This window comes from Allobosea psychrotolerans (assembly GCF_002917105.1).
In the GTDB taxonomy this organism is placed as follows: Bacteria; Pseudomonadota; Alphaproteobacteria; order Rhizobiales; family Beijerinckiaceae; genus Allobosea; species Allobosea psychrotolerans.
The window spans coordinates 1-20,944 of the sequence record NZ_PQFZ01000015.1; the positions used below are offsets into that span (position 1 = coordinate 1).

General features: G+C 66.8%; 20 protein-coding genes. 17 read left to right on the forward strand and 3 right to left on the reverse strand.

Features of this window, described 5'->3' with window-relative positions:
* Window positions 1-234: 234 nt before the first annotated feature.
* Window positions 235-1,212: a GSU2403 family nucleotidyltransferase fold protein gene (locus CYD53_RS21310; RefSeq protein ID WP_103720107.1), complete on the forward strand. Its 978-nt coding sequence runs from the start codon at window positions 235-237 to the stop codon at window positions 1,210-1,212.
* Window positions 1,213-1,237: 25 nt separating this feature from the next.
* On the opposite strand, the gene CYD53_RS21315 is transcribed toward CYD53_RS21310, so the two are convergent.
* A complete protein-coding gene (locus CYD53_RS21315; protein ID WP_103720108.1) occupies window positions 1,238-1,861 on the reverse strand; it encodes an FMN-dependent NADH-azoreductase in 624 nt (207 codons plus the stop codon).
* 76 nt (window positions 1,862-1,937) lie between these two features.
* On the opposite strand from CYD53_RS21315, the gene CYD53_RS21320 reads away from it, so the two are divergent.
* From CYD53_RS21320 to CYD53_RS21390, 15 genes are all read left to right on the forward strand, one after another.
* Window positions 1,938-2,357 (forward strand): winged helix-turn-helix transcriptional regulator, encoded by a 420-nt coding sequence (locus CYD53_RS21320; RefSeq protein ID WP_245928367.1) that lies wholly within the window; start codon window positions 1,938-1,940, stop codon window positions 2,355-2,357.
* A gap of 204 nt (window positions 2,358-2,561) precedes the next feature.
* The gene (locus tag CYD53_RS21325; RefSeq protein ID WP_181011965.1) at window positions 2,562-2,870 is read left to right on the forward strand and encodes a putative quinol monooxygenase; all 309 of its coding nucleotides are present in this window, start codon (window positions 2,562-2,564) and stop codon (window positions 2,868-2,870) included.
* 26 nt (window positions 2,871-2,896) lie between these two features.
* Window positions 2,897-3,631: an urease accessory protein UreE gene (locus CYD53_RS21330; protein ID WP_103720111.1), complete on the forward strand. Its 735-nt coding sequence runs from the start codon at window positions 2,897-2,899 to the stop codon at window positions 3,629-3,631.
* A 9-nt stretch (window positions 3,632-3,640) separates the two neighbouring features.
* A complete protein-coding gene (locus CYD53_RS21335) occupies window positions 3,641-4,318 on the forward strand; it encodes an urease accessory protein UreF (protein WP_103720112.1) in 678 nt (225 codons plus the stop codon).
* 2 nt (window positions 4,319-4,320) lie between these two features.
* Entirely contained in the window at window positions 4,321-4,752 is a 432-nt protein-coding gene (locus CYD53_RS21340) for a DUF3995 domain-containing protein (RefSeq protein ID WP_103720113.1), read from the forward strand.
* A 3-nt stretch (window positions 4,753-4,755) separates the two neighbouring features.
* Window positions 4,756-5,388 carry an urease accessory protein UreG gene (ureG, locus tag CYD53_RS21345; RefSeq protein WP_103720114.1) on the forward strand — a complete coding sequence of 211 codons (633 nt, stop codon included), beginning with the start codon at window positions 4,756-4,758 and terminating at the stop codon, window positions 5,386-5,388.
* A 113-nt stretch (window positions 5,389-5,501) separates the two neighbouring features.
* On the forward strand, window positions 5,502-6,086 hold the full coding sequence (locus CYD53_RS21350; RefSeq protein ID WP_103720252.1) for an ANTAR domain-containing response regulator: 585 nt from the start codon (window positions 5,502-5,504) through the stop codon (window positions 6,084-6,086).
* Entirely contained in the window at window positions 6,083-7,135 is a 1,053-nt protein-coding gene (locus CYD53_RS21355; RefSeq protein WP_103720115.1) for a CmpA/NrtA family ABC transporter substrate-binding protein, read from the forward strand. The genes CYD53_RS21350 and CYD53_RS21355 overlap by 4 nt, the downstream gene beginning before the upstream one ends.
* A gap of 320 nt (window positions 7,136-7,455) precedes the next feature.
* Window positions 7,456-8,775, forward strand: a complete 1,320-nt coding sequence (locus tag CYD53_RS21360) for a CmpA/NrtA family ABC transporter substrate-binding protein (protein ID WP_103720116.1) — start codon at window positions 7,456-7,458, stop codon at window positions 8,773-8,775.
* A 4-nt stretch (window positions 8,776-8,779) separates the two neighbouring features.
* Complete coding sequence (locus CYD53_RS21365; RefSeq protein WP_103720117.1) at window positions 8,780-10,021, forward strand: NAD(P)/FAD-dependent oxidoreductase; 1,242 nt, start codon at window positions 8,780-8,782, stop codon at window positions 10,019-10,021.
* 1 nt (window position 10,022) lies between these two features.
* Window positions 10,023-12,728, forward strand: a complete 2,706-nt coding sequence (locus CYD53_RS21370) for a molybdopterin-dependent oxidoreductase (RefSeq protein WP_103720118.1) — start codon at window positions 10,023-10,025, stop codon at window positions 12,726-12,728.
* A gap of 38 nt (window positions 12,729-12,766) precedes the next feature.
* Complete coding sequence (gene ntrB / locus CYD53_RS21375) at window positions 12,767-13,675, forward strand: nitrate ABC transporter permease (RefSeq protein WP_103720119.1); 909 nt, start codon at window positions 12,767-12,769, stop codon at window positions 13,673-13,675.
* Between the two features lie 10 nt (window positions 13,676-13,685).
* Entirely contained in the window at window positions 13,686-14,477 is a 792-nt protein-coding gene (locus CYD53_RS21380; RefSeq protein ID WP_103720120.1) for an ABC transporter ATP-binding protein, read from the forward strand.
* Window positions 14,478-14,628: 151 nt separating this feature from the next.
* Window positions 14,629-16,425 (forward strand): NirA family protein, encoded by a 1,797-nt coding sequence (locus tag CYD53_RS21385; RefSeq protein WP_103720121.1) that lies wholly within the window; start codon window positions 14,629-14,631, stop codon window positions 16,423-16,425.
* Complete coding sequence (locus tag CYD53_RS21390; protein WP_103720122.1) at window positions 16,422-18,005, forward strand: sulfite reductase subunit alpha; 1,584 nt, start codon at window positions 16,422-16,424, stop codon at window positions 18,003-18,005. Before CYD53_RS21385 ends, CYD53_RS21390 begins: the two co-directional genes overlap by 4 nt.
* A gap of 156 nt (window positions 18,006-18,161) precedes the next feature.
* Here CYD53_RS21390 and CYD53_RS21395 read toward each other — a convergent pair whose 3' ends face one another.
* Together CYD53_RS21395 and CYD53_RS21400 are read right to left on the reverse strand one after the other, a co-directional pair.
* Entirely contained in the window at window positions 18,162-19,067 is a 906-nt protein-coding gene (locus CYD53_RS21395) for a MurR/RpiR family transcriptional regulator (protein ID WP_103720123.1), read from the reverse strand.
* A complete protein-coding gene (locus CYD53_RS21400) occupies window positions 19,064-19,822 on the reverse strand; it encodes an HAD-IIA family hydrolase (protein ID WP_181011966.1) in 759 nt (252 codons plus the stop codon). The genes CYD53_RS21395 and CYD53_RS21400 overlap by 4 nt, the downstream gene beginning before the upstream one ends.
* Window positions 19,823-20,020: 198 nt before the next feature.
* Between CYD53_RS21400 and CYD53_RS21405 the strand changes: the two genes are divergently transcribed.
* A complete protein-coding gene (locus tag CYD53_RS21405; protein WP_103720125.1) occupies window positions 20,021-20,944 on the forward strand; it encodes an ABC transporter permease in 924 nt (307 codons plus the stop codon).

Here is a 20,944-nt window from a genome sequence, read left to right on the forward strand (position 1 = left end):
GTATAACATGATCCATGGACGGTCCCCTCAGGTGATGCTTCGACAACCTCACCTTGGCACAAAGATGCCGATCGGGGGCCGTCCACCCCAACAGGGAGGCATCGCGCGTCATCTCCTGGATTGCCTCGCGGAGCCTGTACTCGGGCTTGCCGACCCGGGTGCTCGCAATGACGGTAGTCTCGGCAATAAGCTCAACTTAGTAGCACAAACGGCGATTTGTGCTACTAAGCCTTCATGCAGCGCATCCCGCTCAACATCCAGACGCTCTATGCCGATCTGCAGCAGCAGGTCGGGATGGCCTCGTCCGACGAGGCGACGGTCGTCGCGACCACGATCGCGGGCGCGCGTTATCTGCGCCTTCAGCGCTGGGTCGGCGCGAGCCGCACGGTCGAGCATCTTGGCCGGGCCGACGATCCCGCCGTCATCGCCCGCGCCGAGGCGGCGAAAGCCGAGATGGTGCGCCGGCAGGAGCGACGCCGGCTCGTCTCGACCTTGCGGCGGCTCATCCCCGGCCCCACGCCGACGCTCGGCAAAGTGCTCGATGCCGTTGCTCATGCCGGGTTGTTCCGGCGTGGCGCAGTGCTGGTCGGAACGGCGGCTTATCAATGCTATCCGCCGCTTCTCGGCGCGATCCTGCCCTCCGCCACGGTGATGACGCAGGATGCCGATCTCGCCACGGCCGACCTCGCGCTCGACGGCGAGATCGCGGGAGACAGCATGATCGCGATCCTGCAAAAGGCCGATGCGAGCTTCGCCGCCTTGCCTGGACTCGATCCGAAGGCTCCGCCGGCGCGCTTCCGCAATGCCGAGAGCTTCGTCGTCGATCTCTTGACGCCGCAGCGGCGGCGCTCGGATCGCAATCCGATGCCGCTCAAGGCGCTCGCCGCGGGAGCTGTTCCGTTGCAGCATCTCGACTGGTTGATCGAAGAGCCCGTTCCAGCCGTCGCGCTGCACGGAGCGGGCGTGGCGGTCTCGCTCCCGCGCCCCGCGCGCTTCGCGGTGCACAAGCTCATTCTGGCGCAGAAGCGCGGGGCGCATGAGGCCGCCAAGAGCCGCAAGGACCTCGCCCAGGCGGCGGCGCTGGTCACGGCATTGCGGGAGGCCGCGCCATTCGAGCTGCAGGACGCACTGGACGAAGCGCGCGCGCTCGGCCGCGACGGTTGGGCGCGACCGATCGACCGATCGCTCTCTCAGATCGCCGCTTTGGCCTGAGCAGGCGGTGAGGGCGGAGTGGGTTTCACGCCGCCTTCGGCAGGGTCGGCTTGAGCGCAGCCGCAGTCTCCTGCGCGCTCGCCAGCGCGGCCTTGCGGTGCTCGGGGCTGAAGGCGATGCCCTCGGCGCGGACGAATTCGACATCGCTGATGCCGATGAAGCCGAACACGGCGCGCAGATAGGGCTCCTGGAAATCGTTCGGCGCTGCGGGCGCGCCTGGTGAATAGATGTTGCCGCGCGCGACGGCGATGATGACGCGCTTGCCGCCGGCCAGGCCCTGGGGGCCGTTTTCCGAATAGCTGAAGGTCTTGCCGCGGACGGCGATGCGATCGATCCAGGCCTTGAGCTGGGTCGAGATGGTGAAGTTGTACATCGGCGCGCCGATCACGACGATATCGGCGGCGAGGAACTCGTCCATGATCGCCGTGCTGGTGGCGACCTCCTGCTGGAGCGCCTCAAAGCCCGGCGCGCCGGCGGCTGCGGCGAGATAGGCGCCGGAAAGATGCGGAATGGGGTCGGCGGCAAGGTCGCGATAGGTCACGTCGAGGCTCGGATCGGCCTGGCGCAGGCGGGCGACGATGGCTGCCGAAACCTCGCGGCTGGCGGAGTTGTCGCCGAGGATGCTGGAGTCGAGATGAAGCAGTTTCATGAGAAGCCTCTTTGGTATATGTTTGATACTGAGGCTATGTACGAGCCTGTCTAAATCGCGACAAGGAGGCACATTTTTGGAACAGGGGCACACGGATGTGACCGATAGCTGCCGCGTCGTGGCACCGATCCTGAACCGCATCGGCGACAAATGGACCGTCCAGGTCGTCCGCCTGCTCGGCGACGGGCCGCGGCGCTTCAATGAGATCAAGCGCATGGTCGATGGCGTTTCGCAGCGCATGCTGACCCTGACCTTGCGCGGGCTCGAGCGCGACGGGCTGGTCAACCGCACGGTGTTCCCGACGATCCCGCCGCGCGTCGATTATGAACTGACCGATCTCGGCCGCTCGCTCTGGCTGCCGGTCCAGGCGCTCGGCCTGTGGGCCTATGAGCACCATGGCGAGATCAGCCGGGCGCAGAAGGCCTTCGACAAGCGCGCTGGGCTCAGTGAGGAGCAGCCCCGCAAGATCGCAGCAGCGGGCATGGCCGGACGCTAGATCACGTCGCATTCGGACGGAAACCTCCGCATGCGGGCATTGCTCCTGCGAAAAGCCGGTAGCCCCTTTTCGCGCAAGGCTCCGACGCGTCTTTTTTGTTAATCTTCGGTCAACCATGCAGCTTGTGCTGTTGCATCCGGATACAACGTCGAGATGTAATCGATGAATCAAGCAACCCTCGATCGTTCCGGAGTTTCAGGCCGTATGTCCGATCCGATTATCGTCATCGCGCGAGCGCATGTGCTGGCCGAGGCGCGCGCCAAATTCACCGCTGCCGCGCATGATTGCATCACCGCCACCCGTCGCGAGCAGGGCTGCCTTTCCTATGACATGCATGAGAGCCTCACCGAACCCGGCCGCTTCCTGACCGTCGAGCATTGGGAGACACGGGCCGACATCGATCGGCACATGGCCGCGCCGCATCTCATTGCCTTCCTCAATGTCGCAGGGGCTTGCGTCAGCGCGCCTCCGGTGATCGAAGTGGTCGAACCGCGGTCCATCGACCGTCTCTGATCCACCATCGTCACGGGTTTAACATCATGCTGCGTGCCACCTCCGTCGTTCGCAAGGCTGCGGTCAAGGCGGACAAGATCGTCGAGACGCTGACGCTCGACCATGAGGATCGCAATCGCCGCCGTCTCGCGCTCAAGGGCGATGGCGGGCTCGACATCCTGCTCGACTTGGACAAGCCGACCGCGCTTGGCGACGGTGACGCGGTCAGGCTTGAGGACGGCCGGTTGGTCGTGATCAAGGCGGCCGCCCAAAGCCTGCTCGAGATCCGCGCCGAGAACCCGCTGCGCCTGATGCGGCTGGCCTGGCATATCGGCAACCGCCACACCCCGGCCGAGATCAGCGGCGACGCGATCTATATCGAGAACGACCATGTCCTGGCGGAGATGGTCCGCGGCCAGGGCTGCGCCATGAGCGCGGTGACGCGTCCCTTCCAGCCCGAGCGCGGCGCCTATGACCATGGCCACGACCATCACGATCACGGGCATGACCATGGCCACGCCCATGCGGCGGATGCCTGCGGCTGCGGCCACGACCATCATGCCGGCCACGGCCATGATCATGCCCATCATGATCACGGGCACGACCATGCGGGCCACGATCACAAGGCCCATGACCACAAAGCCCATGACCACAAGGCGCATGACCACAAGGACCATGACCACGCAGCGCATGCTCATGGTGACGACTGCGGCTGCGGGCATGACCACGGCCACAAGCATGGCGCCGAGCATGGTCACAAGGGCCATAGCCACGACCATTGAGCGCCGCTCATGTCGTCGGCCCATCTCCCGCTCATGGTCTGGCTGTCGCCGTCCTTCCCGGTCGGCGCCTTCGCTTATTCGCATGGGCTGGAATGGGCTTTCGAGGCGGGCGATCTGCACGACGCCGCGACGCTGCGGGACTGGCTCGAGGCCCTCGTCGTCCATGGCTCGCTGCGCAATGACCTGATCCTGTTCGCCAATGCCTGCCGCATGGTGGCAGCCGGCGGCGATGCGGGCCTCATCGAGACGGCGGAGCTGGCCCTGGCGCTGGCCAATTCGGGCGAGCGCCGGCTGGAGACGGTGACGCAGGGCAACGCCTTCATCGCGGCCATACGCGCCGCCTGGCCCTGCGAGGCGATCGAGCGCCTGCGGAGCGCCTGGCCGGGCGATATCGCCTATCCCGTCGCGGTCGGCGTGGCGGCCGCCGGTCACGGTCTGCCGCTGCGGCCTTCGCTGGAGGCCTATGGGCTCGGCTTCGTCGCCAATCTCGTCTCGGCCTCGGTCCGGCTCGGCATTGTCGGCCAGACCGACGGGCAGCGCATCACGGCGGGGCTCGTGCCGGCCTTGCATGAAGCTGCGGCCGTAGCCGAGATCGCGACGCTCGAGGATCTCGGCGGCTGCGCCCTGCGCTCCGATCTCGCATCCTTGCGACATGAAGCCCAGTATTCGCGGCTGTTCCGCTCGTGATCATGGCGGTTGCGACGGCTCTGGCGCTCGTTCTGGCCGCGATCGCAGGCTTGCATGTCTATTGGGGGCTGGGCGGCCTCTGGCCGGCCTCGACCCAGCAGGGCCTCGTCGGCACCGTCGTCGGCGATGCGAGGCTGAAGCGCATGCCGCCGCCGCTCCTGTCCATCACTGTTGCCGCCGCGATTGCGGTCACGGCGCTCTGGCCGTTGCTGCTCGCCGGGGCTTTCGCGGGCGTGGCGCCCCGCCTGCTGATTCAGGGCGCGGGCGTGGCGATCATGGCCGTGTTCTTGCTACGAGGCATCGCGGGCTATGTCCCGGCCTGGCGGCGAAAGCATGCGCTCGAACCTTTCGCCACGCTCGACAGGTGTTGCTACGCGCCTCTATGCCTCGCGATCGCCGCAGGCTACGCGGTTCTGCTCTTCAAAGGATTGTGATCGGTGACACGCTCTCCTCATGGCCCCCTGCGCGTCGGCATCGGCGGCCCCGTCGGCTCCGGCAAGACCGCGCTGATGGAGGTGCTCTGCAAGCGCATGCGCGACACTTATGATCTCTGCGCCATCACCAACGACATCTACACCAAGGAGGATGCGCGCCTGCTGACGGTGGCGGGCGCGCTGCCGCAGGAGCGCATCATGGGCGTCGAGACCGGCGGCTGCCCCCACACCGCGATCCGCGAGGACTGCTCGATCAACCTCGCGGCGGTCGAGGAGATGCGGGGCAAGTTCCCCAATCTCGACATCATCCTGATCGAATCCGGCGGTGACAATCTCGCCGCGACCTTCTCGCCCGAGCTCGCCGATCTGACGATCTACGTCATCGATGTCGCCGCCGGCGAGAAGATCCCGCGCAAGGGCGGGCCGGGCATCACGCGCTCTGACCTGCTCGTCATCAACAAGACCGATCTCGCCCCCCATGTCGGCGCGGATCTTGCCGTCATGGACCGGGATTCACGCCTGATGCGGGGAAAACGCCCCTTCGTCTTCACCAATACGAAGGAGGGGGAGGGGGTCGACGCCGTGGTCGCGTTCATCGAGACGGCAGGCGGGCTCCGGGCTGCCCCTGCCGCGTGAGGCCTCGCGGCCGCTGGCCTGAGTCTTGCTGGCTTCCCAGCCTGTCGACACCGGCGTAACACCTCCTGGTGGCGAACACTTGCGGGGGACATGCCGGCGCCTCCTTGCGGACCATGAGACCAGACCTGAAAATCCTGATCGTCGATGCCAATCCGGTACGCGCGGCCATCATCGATGAGGGCCTGCGCGAGGCCGGCTTCACCGATCTCGTCCGCATCGGCGCGACCAACGGGCTGGTCGCGGCCATCGAATTGCATGATCCCGACGTGGTCGTCATCGACCTCGAGGACCCCAGCCGCGACGCGCTCGCCGACATGTTCCTGGTCAGCCGCCATGTCCGGCGGCCGATCACCATGTTCGTCGATCAGTCGGATTCGGCCTCGATCGAGGCCGCGGTCGAGGCCGGCGTCTCCGCCTATATCGTCGACGGGCTGAAGAAGGAGCGCATGCAGCCGATCCTGCAGACCTGCATCAGCCGCTTCAACGCCTTCCGCAAATTGCGCGAGGAGCTCGACGAGGCCCGCTCGCAGCTCGAGGAGCGCAAGACGATCGACCGCGCCAAGGGCATTGTCATGCGCATGAAGGGCCTGCCTGAAGACGAGGCCTATGCGCTCCTGCGGCGCACGGCGATGAACGAAAAGCGCAAGCTCGTCGACATCGCGCGCTCCATCATCACAGCCGCCGAGGTGCTGAAATGACCCTGCACTTACGCGTCGGTTTCATGCCGCTGGTCGATTGCGCCCTCGTCATCCTGGCGAAGGACGAGGGTTTCGCCGAGGCCGAGGGCCTCAATCTCGAACTGGTGCGCGAGGTCTCCTGGTCGAACCTGCGCGACAAGCTCAATGTCAGGCTGTTAGACGCCGCCCATATGCTAGGCCCGGCGGCGGTCGCCGCGACGCTGGGGATCGGCGGCGTCAAGGCGCCGATGGCGGTGCCGATCGCGCTCAATCTCGATGGCAGCGCGATTACGGTGTCGCTGCGCCGTTTTGAGGAGATGGCGCGGCTTGGCGATGGAGACATGGCCGATCCTGCCGTCTCCGCGCGGGCGCTCGCCGCCATGGTCGTGCGGCGCAAGGCCTCCGGTCTGCCGCCGCTGACCTTTGCCGCCGTATTCGGCTTTTCCAGTCACACCTATCTCCTGTGTGAGTGGATGGCGAAGGGTGGGATCAAGCTTGGCGAGGATGTCCGCTTCGAGGTCGTGCCGCCACCCCAGACAGTCGAAGCTTTGACCAGCGGACGGGTCGATGGCTTCTGCGCCGGCGCGCCATATAGCGCGACGGCCGTTGCTGCCGGCATAGGCGCGATGCTGCATTGCGGAGTCGATCTGCGCCGCAACTGCCCTGAAAAGGTCCTGGCCTGGCGCGCCGACGATGCGGAACGGCGCGCGGCGGCCGTCGCGAAACTCAACGCCGCGATCCTGCGGGCGAGCGACTGGGCCTGCCAGCCCGCTAATTTCGGCCGCCTCGCCCTGCATCTGTCGAAGCCCGATCGGCTTGCGCTGCCCGCCGATATCCTGGAGCCGGTGCTGCATTGGGAATTGCTGCAGGGGGCAGGGCGGCCGCCGCGCAAGGTCGAGCGCTTCATCCGCTTCGACCGCGAGGCGTTGCGGCCCGATCCCGAGCATGCCAACTGGATTCTCGCAGGCATGGAACAGGCCGGCCAGATCATCCGCAGCCCGGAGATGACGGAGCAGGCCAAGGCGGTCTTCCGGCCTGCTCTCTTTGCGGGCAGCGGCAATCGCATCTGAGGATCTGCGCATTTTTTGTGCGACTGCGGTTGAATTGTGCGGCGCAATAAGGCGCGCCGCGACCATGATCGGCAGGGGCGCGATACCTCTAAGCTGTTGAAATTCTAAGAATTGCTCCGGCTTGATCCGGTTGGCACGATCCTTGTTTGTATCGAGTTAGCGCGGCCAAGGCTGCCCGCGCCCAATTTCAGATCGAAACGCACAGCAACGCCGCTGTCGAACGTGCCTCACCCAGGTGCTTTCGCGCGGCGTTTTTCGTTTTGGCGGCGCAGACGAGTTCGACCCAGACCCCAGTTTTCAGTCCAGCAGAGAGGCGATCGATGACAGAGACAGTCGAGACCAGCGTGAAGCCGGTGAAGGCCGCCGCCAGCCGCCGCCAGCTCCTTCAACTCTCCGGCGCGGCCGCCTTGCTCGCCGCTGCCAGGGCCGCGCTGCCCTCGGGCGCCTTCGCCCAGACGCCGGGGCCGGAGCTCAAGGGCACGCGCCTCGGCTACATCGCGCTGACCGATGCGGCGCCCCTGATCATCGCCAAGGAGAAGGGCATCTACGCCAAATACGGCCTCCCCGACATGGATATCGCCAAACAGGCGTCCTGGGGCGCGACGCGCGACAACATGGCGCTTGGCTTCAAGGCCAACGGCATCGACGGCGGCCACATCCTCTCGCCGAAGCCCTATCTCTACGGCACCGGCAAGGTGATGCAGAACAGCCAGCCCTTGCCGATGTACACGCTGCTTCGCCTCAACGAGGACTGCCAGGGCCTGTCTGTCTCCAACGAATACAAGGACTTGAACGTCGGCACCGATTCATCGGCCTTGAAGGAGGCCTTCGCCAAGAAGAAGGCAGCCGGCAAGGAGGTGAAGGCCGCGATGACCTTCCCGGGCGGCACCCATGATCTCTGGATTCGCTACTGGCTCGCCGCCGGCGGCATCGATCCCGACAGCGATATTTCGACCATCGTCGTTCCGCCTGCCCAGATGGTCGCGAACATGAAGGTCGGCAGCATGGATTGCTTCTGCGTCGGCGAGCCCTGGAACGAGCAGCTCGTCAATCAGAACATCGGCTTCACGGCCGCGACCACGGGCGAGATCTGGTTCAAGCATCCCGAGAAGGTGCTCGGCATGCGCGCCGATTTCGTCGACCAGAACCCCAAGGCGGCGATGGCCATCATGCTCGCGACCATGGAAGCGCAGATGTGGTGCGAGAAGATGGAGAACAAGCAGGAGATGGCCGAGATCATCGGCCGCCGCCAATGGTTCAACGTCCCGGTTCCCGACATTATCGGCCGCATCAAGGGCGACATCAACTACGGCCGCGGCAAGATCGTGAAGAACTCCAAGCTCCTGATGAAATTCTGGGGCGAGGGCGGCTCCGTTTCCTATCCCTGGAAGAGTCTCGATACTTGGTTCGTCACCGAGAACATTCGCTGGGGCAAGTTCGAGCACACGATCGACATCAAGGCCCTGGTCGACAAGACCAACCGTTCCGATCTGTGGCTCGATGCGGCCAAGACGCTGGGCGTCGCCAATCCGCCCAAGGGCGACTCGCGCGGCGTCGAGACCTTCTTCGACGGCGTGAAGTTCGATCCTGCCGCGCCGCTGGACTATCTCAAGGCGCTCAAGATCAAGCGGGTGGCCTGATCGCATGGCCGAGCCGCTGATCATCGTGGGGAAGGGCATGGCCGCGACGCGGCTGGTTGACGAGCTCAGCCAGCGCGCGCTCGGTCGCTATTCCATCGCGGTGATCGGCGCGGAAGGCCGGCTTGCCTATAACCGGGTGCTGCTCTCGCCCTTGCTGGCGGGCGAGATCGCCGAGCCCGATATCGAGCTGAAGCCCGCCGCCTGGTGGCGCGCGCGCGGCGTCTCGATGATCTATGGCCGCGCTGTTGCCGGTGTCGACCGTGCAGCCAGGACTGTCACGCTGGAGGACGGGCTGGTCCTGCCTTACGGCAAGCTCGTCCTCGCCACCGGCTCCAAGCCCCTGAAGCCGCCTTTCCCGGGTGGCGATTTGCCGGGCGTCGCGACCTTCCGCGACACCGCCGATGTCGGAATGATGCGGGCCTATGCGCAGCGCGGGGCGCGCATCGTCGTCATCGGCGGCGGCCTGCTCGGGCTCGAGGCCGCCTATGGTCTCTCAAAAGCCGGCGGCAAGGTCACGCTGCTGCACCTGGTCGACCGGCTGATGGAGCGCCAGCTCGATGCCGAGGGCGCGGGCCTGCTCGCGGCCGCGATCACGGCGCGCGGCATCGCTGTCCGGCTGAACAGTGCGACCAAGGGTTTTGTCGGTGCGGACAAGGTCGAGGGCGTCGAGCTTCAGGACGGCACGATCATGCCCGCAGATCTCGTCGTCATCGCCATCGGCGTGCGGCCCAATGTCGATCTCGCCAGGGCGGCGGGGCTTGCCGTCAATCGCGGCGTCGTCGTCGACGATGCGATGGCGAGCGAGGATGCCAATGTCTTCGCGATCGGCGAATGCGCCGAGCATCGCGGCCAGGTCTATGGCCTCGTCGAGCCGGCCTATGAGCAGGCGCGCGTGCTGGCGATGCGGCTTGCGGGCCAGAAATCCGCAGGGGTGGAGGCGGCTTATGCCGGCTCGCTGCTTGCGACCAATCTCAAGGTCAGCGGCGTCGGCGTCTTCTCGGCCGGCGAGTTCGAGGCGGGCGAGGGCGCCGAGATCGTCGTGCTGCGCGATCCCACCGCCGGCATCTACCGCAAATTCGTGCTGCGCGAGGGCAGGCTCGCGGGCTGCGTCCTCGTCGGCGATACGCAAGGCGCGCTGTTCTATCTCGGCTTGATCCGCTCCGGGCAGGACATCTCGGCGATCCGCGCCGATCTGCCCTTCGGCGAATCCTACTGCGCCGATGGGCGGATCGTGGAGGCGGCCTGACATGCGCATCGACGACACCTGGCTCGGCCCCGGCATTCCCGATCCGGCCATCCGCACCACCTGCCCCTATTGCGGGGTCGGCTGCGGCGTTCTGGCGAGGCGCGATGGCAAGGGCGGAGCAGCGATCGCGGGCGACCCCGCTCACCCCGCCAATCTCGGGCGGCTCTGCTCGAAGGGCTCGGCGCTGGGTGAGACGCTCAGTCTGGGCAGCCGGGTGCTGCACCCGCTGAAGCGCAATGCGGCCGGCGGCTATGACCGCGTCAGTTGGGAGTTCGCACTCGATGCGGTTGCCGAGGGCTTGCTCTCGCTCATCCGGCGCGAGGGCCCCGAGGCCGTCGCCTTCTATCTCTCCGGCCAGCTCCTCACCGAGGATTATTACGTCGCCAACAAGCTGATGAAGGGCTTCATCGGCTCGCCCCATGTCGACACCAATTCGCGGCTGTGCATGTCCTCCACGGTTGCCGGTCACAAGCGCGTCTTCGGCTCCGACACGGTGCCGGGCAATTACGAGGACCTCGACAGTGCCGACCTGATCGTGCTGGTCGGCTCGAACACCGCCTGGTGCCACCCGGTGCTGTTCCGTCGCATCCAGCAGAACCGTAGCGAGCGCGGCGCCAAGGTCGTCGTCATCGATCCGCGCGTGACCGCCACCGCCGATGATTGCGACCTCGTCCTGCAGCTCAGGCCGGGCTCCGACAGCGTCCTGTTCGCAGGGCTCCTCGTCCATCTCGCCGAGCACAGCCTGACCGATGCGACCTATCTTGCGCGCCACGCCAGCGGTTTCCAGGCCGTGCTGGAGAATGCGCGCGGCATCGCGCCCGACATCGCCACTGTTGCCGCGCGCACCGGCCTGAGCCCGGCCGACATCGCCGCCTTCTACACGCTCTGGGCGGGCACGCCTGCCGTCGTCACGGCCTGGAGCCAGGGCGTCAACCAGTCGGCGCAAGGCACCGACAAGGTCGCCTCCATCCTGCATTGCCACCTCGCGACCGGCCGCATCGGCCGGCCCGGTGGCGGGCCGTTCTCGCTGACCGGACAGCCCAACGCCATGGGCGGGCGCGAGGTCGGCGGGCTCGCCAATATGCTCGCCGCCCATATGGGCTACTCGGCTGTCGAGATCGACCGCGTCCGCCGCTTCTGGAATGCGCCCAACATGGCGCAGCATGAAGGCTTGAAGGCCGTCGCCATGCTCGATGCGGTGGCGGACAAGCGCATCAAGGCGCTCTGGGTCATGGCGACCAACCCGGCCGTCTCCCTGCCGCGCGCCGATCATGTCATGGCGGCGCTGCAGGGGCTCGATCTCTTCATCGTCTCCGAGAATGTGCTCTCCAACGACACGCTCGCCGCCAGGCCGCATGTCATCCTGCCGGCTGCGGCCTGGGGCGAGAAGGACGGCACGGTGACCAATTCCGAGCGCTGCATCTCGCGCCAGCGTGCCTTCCTGCCCCTGCCAGGCGAGGTCAGGCCGGATTGGTGGATCATCTGCGAGATCGCCAGGAGGCTGGGCTTCGCCGCCGGCTTCGGCTTCGCCGATGCGTCCGAAATCTATGCCGAGCACGCCGCGCTGTCCGCGTTCGAGAATGTCGGCAGCCGCGATTTCGACATCGGCGCCCATGCCGCTTTGACCAGGCGCGATTATGACGCGCTCAGGCCGGTGCAATGGCCCGTGCCGGCCGGCAAGTCGCAGGGTACGGCGCGCCTCTTCGCCGATGGCGGCTTCTTCACGCCCGACGGCCGCGCCCAGATGAAGCCGCTCGCCATGCCGGCGTTGGCGGCTGAGCCGAGCGAGGCGTTTCCGCTGCTGCTCAACACGGGCCGCGTCCGCGACCATTGGCATACCATGACGCGCACCGGCCTGAGCCCGCGCCTCTCGGCCCATGTCAGCGAGCCCGGTGTTCATGTGAACCCAGCCGACATGGCGCGGTTCGGCCTGGAGGAGGGCGGCTTCGCCCGCATCGCGAACGCCCATGGCGCGGTCGTGCTCAAGGTCCTGGGCGATGCGGGCGTGCCGGCCGGCTCGCTCTTCGCGCCGATCCACTGGTCGGCGCAGACGGCGTCGGATGCGCGCATCGGCGCGGCCGTGCAGCCGTTCTGCGATCCCTATTCCGGCCAGCCCGAGATGAAGGCGACGCCCTCGTCGATCGCGCCTGTCAGCTATGCATCGCAGGGCTTCGTGCTGTCGCGCGAGGCCTTCGCCTTGCCGGCGGGAAGCTGGTGGGCGAGCGTTGCGGTCGAAGGCGGGCAGGGCCGGCTGTTTGCGACCGACGCCTCGGTCGATGATCTGATGGCGGCCATGCGCTCGGCCTTCGGTGAGGACGGTCTCACCGAGATGATCGACCGCGAAGGCGGCGCCTATCGTTGCGCGGCGACGATTGGGGACCGGCTGGTCGCCGCGCTCTTCGTCGCGCCCGCTGGGCGCGCGCCGCTCTGGGACACGGTCAAGCTTGCCTTCGCCGATCCCGACGCAGCGGTGGAGAGCCGGCTGGGGCTGCTCGCCGGCCGCAAGCCCGGCGGCGCCGACCCCGGCCCCACGGTCTGCGCCTGTTTCGGCGTCGGCCTCAATGCGATCCGCGCGGCCTTCGCCGGTGGCGGCGCGATGACGCCCGAGGATATCGGCCGGCAGCTCAAGGCCGGCACGAATTGCGGCTCCTGCCTGCCGGAAATCCGGCGCATCGGCGCGCAGTCGCGCGAGACGGTGGCGGCATGACGGACGCGACGGAAGAACTCAACCAGAGGAGTATCGGAATGGGTCAGGCTGCCTTGAAGACAGCGACCACGGGCGCCAAGGTTGTCGCCTTGCCGGGCGTGAAGGCAGAGGTGGTGGCGCTGCCAGGCGTCGCGGGCAGGCGACTGGTCGATCGGCTCGGCCCCTGGCTGCGCGCGGCGCTGGTCAACATCCTGCCGCCGCTGATCACGGTGGCGCTGATCCTGCTGGTCTGGCAGCTCTCCGCGCATGGCCCGCAATCCTCGCTGCCGCCGCCGACCAAGATCTGGGAGGAAGCCAGGGACCTGATCACCGAGCCGTTCTTCTGGAACGGCTCGCAGGATATCGGCCTGGGCTGGCGCATCCTGGTCTCGCTCCAGCGTGTCGCCATCGGCTTCAGCCTGGCGGCGGTCGTCGGCGTGCTGCTCGGCGCGCTCGTCGGCCAGTCGGTCTGGGCCATGCGCGGGCTCGATCCGGTCTTCCAGGTGCTGCGCACCGTGCCGCCGCTCGCCTGGCTGCCGCTCTCGCTGGCGGCGTTCCGCGACAGCCAGCCCTCGGCGATCTTCGTCATCTTCATCACCGCGATCTGGCCGGTGATCATCAATACGGCCGTCGGCATCCGCAACATCCCGCAGGATTACCGCAATGTCGCGCAGGTGCTGCGGCTGAACCAGATCGAGTTCTTCTTCAAGATCATGGTGCCCTCCGCCGCGCCCTACATCTTCACGGGCTTACGCATCGGCGTCGGCCTGTCCTGGCTTGCCATCGTCGCGGCCGAGATGCTGACCGGCGGCGTCGGCATCGGCTTCTTCATCTGGGATGCGTGGAACTCCTCGCGCCTGTCCGACATCATCGTGGCGCTCATCTACATCGGCGTCGTCGGCTTCGTGCTCGACCGCCTCGTCGCTTTCGTCGGCACCATCGTCACCCGTGGCACCCTGACCAATTGAGGAGGATGCGATGAGCTATCTCAAGATCGACCATGTCGACAAACGCTTCCAGCGCGGCGCCGCCACGACCGAGGTGCTCAAGGACATCAACCTCGTCATCGACAAGGGCGAATATGTCTCGGTGATCGGCCATTCCGGCTGCGGCAAGTCGACCCTGCTCAACATCATCGCGGGTTTGACCCCGGTGAGCGCCGGTGCGGTGCTGCTGGAGGGCAAGGAGGTCAATTCGCCGGGGCCCGAGCGCGCCGTCGTCTTCCAGAACCATTCGCTGCTGCCCTGGCTCACCGTCTACGACAATGTCGCGCTCGCCGTGAACAAGGTCTTCGGCGGCCAGAAGAGCAAGGCCGAGCGGCATGACTGGATCATGCACAATCTCGACCTCGTCCAGATGGCCCACGCCAGGGACAAGCGCCCGGCCGAGATCTCCGGCGGCATGAAGCAGCGCGTCGGCATTGCCCGCGGGCTGGCGATGGAGCCCAAGATCCTGCTGCTCGACGAGCCCTTCGGTGCGCTCGACGCGCTGACGCGCGCCCATCTGCAGGATTCGATCATGCAGATCCATGCCGCGCTCGGGAACACCATGATCATGATCACCCATGACGTCGACGAGGCCGTGCTGCTCTCGGACCGGATCGTGATGATGACCAACGGACCCTCCGCCCGCATCGGCGAGGTGCTCGACGTCCGGCTCGAGCGCCCGCGCAAGCGGCTCGATCTGGTCGCCGACCGCAGCTACATCGCCGCCCGCGAGGCGGTTTTGAAATTCCTCTACGAGCGCCACCGCTTCGTCGAGGCGGCGTGATGATGGCAGGTCATCCCGCACGCGCTGCGGCACGAAGTGCTGCTGCGCAGATGCGGGATCGCGAGACGCGTACGGCGCCAACAACGGCGCCTCATTCTGAGGATGGTCCCGGATCGCCGCTTCGCGTCGTCCGGGATGACCGAGAACCAACATGAGCGACGATTTCAGCCCGGACCAGAAGCGCTATCTCGAAGGCTTCATGAGCGGCATGCAGTCCGCCCGCGCCGCGCGTGGGCTCGGCCCGCTCGGCGGGGCTGCGGGTGCCGGCGCCGCCGCGCCGGCCGGGCCCGACAGGGAGCACCAGGAGGCGCAAGGCCGCGCCGTCGCCGCCGGCGGCAAGCTGGTCGACCAGGAGAAATGGAAGGCGGTCGAGCACCCCTTCGACGCCTATGCCCGCTTCAAGGCGCAGGCCGAGGCCGGCACCTATCCCAAGCCGGAGGATAATTTCCGCTGGCGCTATCACGGCCTGTTTTACGTGGCCCCGGCGCAGAACAGCTATATGTGCCGGCTGCGCATTCCCAACGGCATCCTCAAGGCCTGGCAGTTCGAAGGCGTCGCCGATCTCGCGGCAAAGTTCTGCGGCCCCTACGCCCATGTCACCACCCGCGCCAATCTGCAGGTCCGCGAGATCAGCGCCGAGAACGCGCCGCTGCTGCTCGAAGGCCTCGCCGATCTCGGCCTCACCGCCAAGGGCTCGGGCGCCGACAATATCCGCAACGTCACCGGCTCGGCCACCGCCGGCATCGACCCGCTCGAATTGCTCGACACGCGTCCCCATGCCCGGGCCTGGCACCACCACATCCTGAACGACCGCTCGCTCTACGGCCTGCCGCGCAAGTTCAACGTCGCCTTCGACGGCGCGGGGTCTATCGCGACGCTGGAGGACACCAACGATATCGGCTTCCAGGCGATCGAGCTGGGCGAGGGCGCCAGTTTCGAAGGCCAGTCGATTGAGCCCGGCATCTGGTATCGCCTGGCGCTGGGCGGCATCACCGGTCATCACGACCTCGCCCGCGACACCGGCGTCATCGTCGCGCCCTCCGATGCGGTCGCCGTCGCCGACGCCATCGTGCGCGTCTTCATCGCCCATGGCGACCGCACCAACCGCAACAAGTCGCGCTTGAAATATGTGCTCGATGCCTGGAGCTTCGATAAATTCCTCGCCGCGGTCGAGGACAAGCTTGGGCGCAAGCTGGTCCGGGTCGATGCGAGCCTGGTGAAGCCGCGCCCGGTCTATGACCGCCTCGCCCATATCGGCGTGCACAGGCAGGCTCAGCCCGGCTTGAACTGGGTCGGTGTCGCGTTGCCGGTCGGCAAGCTCAGCGTGGCGCAGATGCGCGTCATCGCTTCGATTGCCAACGCTTGCGGCGATGGCGATATCCGCCTGACCGTCTGGCAGAACCTGCTGATCTCCGGCGTGCCGGACGCCAAGGTCGAGGATGTCATCGCCAATCTCGAGGCGATCGGCCTCTCCGCCGAGACCTCGATCCTGCGCGCCGGGCTGATCGCCTGCACGGGCGCGACGGGCTGCAAATTCGCCGCCGCCCACACCAAGGAGGATGCGCTCGCCATCGCCGCCCATTGCGAGCCGCGCATCACGCTGGAGATGCCGGTCAACATCCACCTGACCGGCTGCCACCACTCCTGCGCCCAGCACTATATCGGCGATATCGGCCTGATCGGCGCCAAGGTGCCGGTCAATGAAGAGGGCGACACCGTGCCGGGTTACGATCTGCTCGTCGGCGGCGGCTATGGCGTCGATGGCGGCATGGCGCGGCCCTTCCGCGAAAAAGTTCGGGCCGAGGACGCTCCGGCACTGGTCGAGGCGGTCCTGCGCACCTGGCAGATCCATCGCGCCGCGCCCGACGAGAGCTTCGTCGCCTTCGCCCGCCGCCACGAGATCGAGGCGTTGCAGGCGCTGGTCGCGCAAACCGGAGACGCGGCATGACCGTCCAGACGCCGTCCCCCATCGTCCAGGTCCTGCCCGAGACCGCGCCGTTCTCCGAGGAACAGCGTTCCTGGTTGAACGGCTTCTTCGCCGGCCTGCTCTCGCTCGACAATGCCGGCGTCACCGCGCTATCGCCCGCAGAGAATGCCGCCGTGATGGGCGCGGCCGATGACGGCGCGCCCTGGCACGATCCGGCGATGGAGATGGCGGAGCGCATGAAGCTTGCCGAGGGCAAGCCTTTGCCGCGCAAGCTGTTCGCCGCCATGGCGCAGCAGGATTGCGGTCAGTGCGGCTATGTCTGCGAGACCTATTCGGCTGCGATCGCCTCCGGGCAGGAGCCACGGCTGAACCTCTGCGCGCCCGGCGGCAAGGACACGCTGCGCATGCTGAAGACGCTGGTGGAGGAGGGCGGTGCCGCTCCTGCCGCGCCGATGGCGGAAGCCGCCGCGGCCGCGCCTGCCGGCCCGCTTGGGCGTTCGCGCGAAAACCCGGCCATGGCGACCTTCCTCTCGCGCCGCAAGCTCAATGGCGAGGGCTCGGAGAAGGAGACCTGGCATGTCGAGTTCGATCTTTCGGAATGTGGGCTCGACTACATCGTCGGCGACGCCTTCGGCATCGTCGCCCGGAACGATCCGCGCCTGGCCGATGCGGTGATCGCGCTGCTCGGCGCGCGGCCGGACGCGCCCGTCAACGGCAAGACGCTGCGTGAGGCGCTCATCAGCGATTGCGCGCTCGGACCGGCACCCGATGCGCTGTTCCAGTTGATCTCCTATGTCACGGGCGGTGAAACCCGCGCCAAGGCCAAGCGCCTGGCGGCGGGGGAGGATCCCGATGGCGATCTCGACCGGCTCGACGTGCTCGGCACCTTGCACAAATTCGGCCAGGCGAAGCTCTCGGCCGAGGCTTTCGTCGAGGCGCTCGATCCGTTGCAGCCGCGGCTCTATTCGATCTCGTCCTCGCATCGCGCCACGCCCGGCCGCATCACGCTGACGGTCGATACGGTGCGTTACAAGATCGGCACGCGCCCGCGCTGGGGCGTAGCCTCGACCTATCTCGCCGAGCGGGTCCAGCCCGGCGACAAAGTGCCGGTCTATGTCCAGCGTGCCCATGGCTTCGGCCTGCCGGAAAACCCCGCGACGCCGGTCATCATGTGCGGCCCCGGCACCGGCATCGCCCCGTTCCGGGCCTTCCTGCATGATCGTCGGGCGACGAAGGCGCCGGGCCGGAACTGGCTCTTCTTCGGCCATCAGCGCCGGGCCTCGGATTTCTTCTACGAGGACGAATTGAACGCGATGAAGCAGGAGGGTGTGCTCACCGGCCTCACCCTGGCCTGGTCGCGCGACGGCAAGGAGAAGATCTACGTCCAGGACCGTATGCGCGAGCGTGGCGCCGAGCTCTTCGCCTGGCTGGAGCAGGGCGCGCATTTCTATGTCTGCGGCGACGCCAAGCGCATGGCCAAGGATGTCGAGCGGGCCATGGTCGATGTCGTCGCCGAGCATGGCGGTCGCTCGGCCGATGAGGCCGTGGCCTATGTGGCAGCATTGAAGAAGGCCGGGCGCTATCAGGCCGATGTTTACTGAGGGCCGGAGCAGGATGCTAAAAACTGGGCGCGAGTTTTTAGCATTGATCCGAGAATCTCATGACCAGAGTGCTCCGGTTCTCGAGATGGTCGGGTCAAGTCCGACCATGAGGCGGGGTTTCCGAGCGTAAATAGCGGCGTTTCGCTCCACGGACCCTCAATACCGCTTGGTCGAGAGCACGTCGAAGGTCTTGCCGATCGTCGCCAGGGCCTTGTCGTAATCGGCCAGCGACAGGCAGGCGATCAGCGCGTCGATGATGGCGAGCTGGGCGATGCGGCTGGTCATCGCCTCCGTGCGGAACTGGGTTTCGCGCGCCATGGTGTGCAGCACGATGTCGGCATGGGCGAGCAAGGGTGACTTGCCGAAATTGGTGATGCAGATCGTCGTCGCACCGGCCTCCTTGGCGAGCTTGGTCGCCGTCACGGTCTCATGCGTCGAGCCGGAATGGGAGATGGTGATGACGGCCACATCCGGCCCGGTCAGCGACGCGCTGATCGCCTGGACATGGGAATCGACCACCACCTTGGCCTCGACGCCGATGCGCAGCAGGCGGTAATTCGCGTCCTCCGCGATCGGGGCGGCGCTGCCGATGCCGTAGAGCTCGACGCGGCGCGCTTTCAGGATCGCGGCGACGGCCGCCTCCATCGCGCCGGTGTCGAGCACCTTCATGGTGTCGTGCAGGGCCTGGAAGTCGCTGCGGAAGATCTTTTCGATCACCGTGCCGGTGTCGTCGCTGCGGGCGAGATCCTCATGGATGAACTGGACCGGCTGCACCAGATCGCGCGCCAGCGCGATCTTGACCTGCTGGAAGCCGCGCGCGCCGAGCTGCTGGCACAGCGAGATGACGCTACCTTCGCTGGCGCCGGTGCGCTCGGCGACTTCCGTGACCGACATATGCACCACCTCGCCCGCATGGCTGATGAAGAAATCGGCGATGCGGGCGGCGGTCGGCGGCAGATTGGCGCGCAGCGCCTGCAGGCGATCGAGCGCGCCCTCCAGGCCGGAGGATGACGGGCTCTTGCGGATCGCCGCGGATTTGGAGGCGGGCTTCGCGGTCGTCATGCGCTCAAGGCCAATAGTCCGGTGCCTTCGTGCTGAGGCGTAGCGCCGCCCAGGAGCGGGAACACCCCGTCGCGGATCTCGAAATAGCGCAGGCCGAAGCGCCGCGCACCCTCGCCGTCGGTGGCCGGATTGTCGCCGACCATCGCGACGGCGCGCTTGGGCAATTTGAGCAGGGCAAGCCCCGCCTCGAACAGGGCGGGCTCGGGCTTGCCGATGACGCGGTGCGGCACCGGGCCGGTGCAGGCGACGACAGCCGCCAGCAGCGCGCCCGTTTCCGGCACGATCGCACGATCGGGGCCGGGATGGACGAGGTCGGGATTGGCGGCGACGAGCTCGGCGCCGTCGCGCACCGCATTGGCCGCGATCATCAGGCGCTCATAGGAGAACTGCCGGTCGCGCCCGAGGAAGACGATGTCGGGCCGTGTCTGCACAGGCACCAGCCCGATGTCGCGTGCATGCGCCATCAGGCTCTTGCTCGCCATCATAAAGACGCGGGCGCGCGGCAGGCGCAGCGCGAGCTCGTCGAGCGCAGTCGTTCCCGCAAGCACGATGCGGCGCGGAGCGACCGCCAGGCCAAGCCGCTTCAGGCCGCGCGACAGCTCCAGCGGCGTATGCTCGGCATCGTTGGAGACGATGACGAAACGGCCCTCCAGCGCCTCGAGAAAAGCGCTCGCGCCCGGCAGGGCCTGTTGGCCGCGGACCAGGGTTCCGTCGAGATCGACGAGACAACCGTGAACATCCTGAAGCGAGCCCATCGCGCGAATCTCAAAATCTGGCGGCCGGATGCGTGAAGCCATGTACTGAGATTAACTCAGTGTCAAATTCGGTATTTACTGAGCTAAGTTCATCGTCCTGTCATGAAGCGCTGCCACCACATCGCCATCGCAGCACAGCCGGGGCGGAAGCCGGGCAGAAGACGCGATGTCCCGTGGCAACCCAGGCAGGGGGAAGACATGCTCGAATTCCTCACCGGCCGCGTGCTGCGAATGGCCATCACGCTCTGGGCGATCGTCTCGGTCGTCTTCCTCGCCACCCGTCTGACCGGCAACCCGATCGACTTCCTGATGCCGGAAGGGCTCGATGCAGCCTCGCGGCGCGAGATGATCGCCTATTGGGGGCTCGATCGCACGGTCATCGAGCAATACTGGCTGTTCTGGCGCTCGCTGCTTTCGGGTGATTTCGGCCTCGGCCTGATGGAGCGCCGGCCGGTCGCGACGATCTTCACAGAGCGGCTCTGGCAGAGCGCCTCGCTGCTGGTCGCGACGCTGGCGCTGACGATCGGCGTCGGCGTGCCCGCCGGCATCCTGGCGGCGATCTGGCGCGGCCGGCCGGGTGGAAGCGGCGTGCTCTTCGCGGCTTTCCTCGGTTACGCCATCCCGAACTTCGTGCTCGCCATCCTGCTGCTGCTGGTCTTCTCCTACACGCTGCATTGGTTGCCCAGCGCCGGCTCCGGCACGCTGCTGCATTACGTCATGCCGACGATCGCGCTGTCGGCCTATTTCGTCGCGGCGCTGGTGCGCTACACCCGCAATGCCATGCTCGACGTCCTCTCCGAGGACTATATGCGCACCGCTCGCGCCAAGGGCCTGTCCGAGCGCGCGATCATCCTCGAGCATGGCCTGCGCAATGCCCTGATCCCGGTCATCACCGTGCTCGGCCTGCAGATCACCACATTGGTCTCAGGCGCGGTGGTGGTCGAGACCGTCTTCGCCTGGAACGGGGTCGGGGATCTCCTGGTCGGCGCGACGATCAAGCGCGACTACCCGGTGCTGCAATTCGGCGTCCTCGTCGTCGCGAGCGCGGTGATCCTCGTCAATCTCCTGGTCGATCTCACCTATGCGCTGGTCGATCCGCGCGTGCGCCTGGCTGGAGCCTGA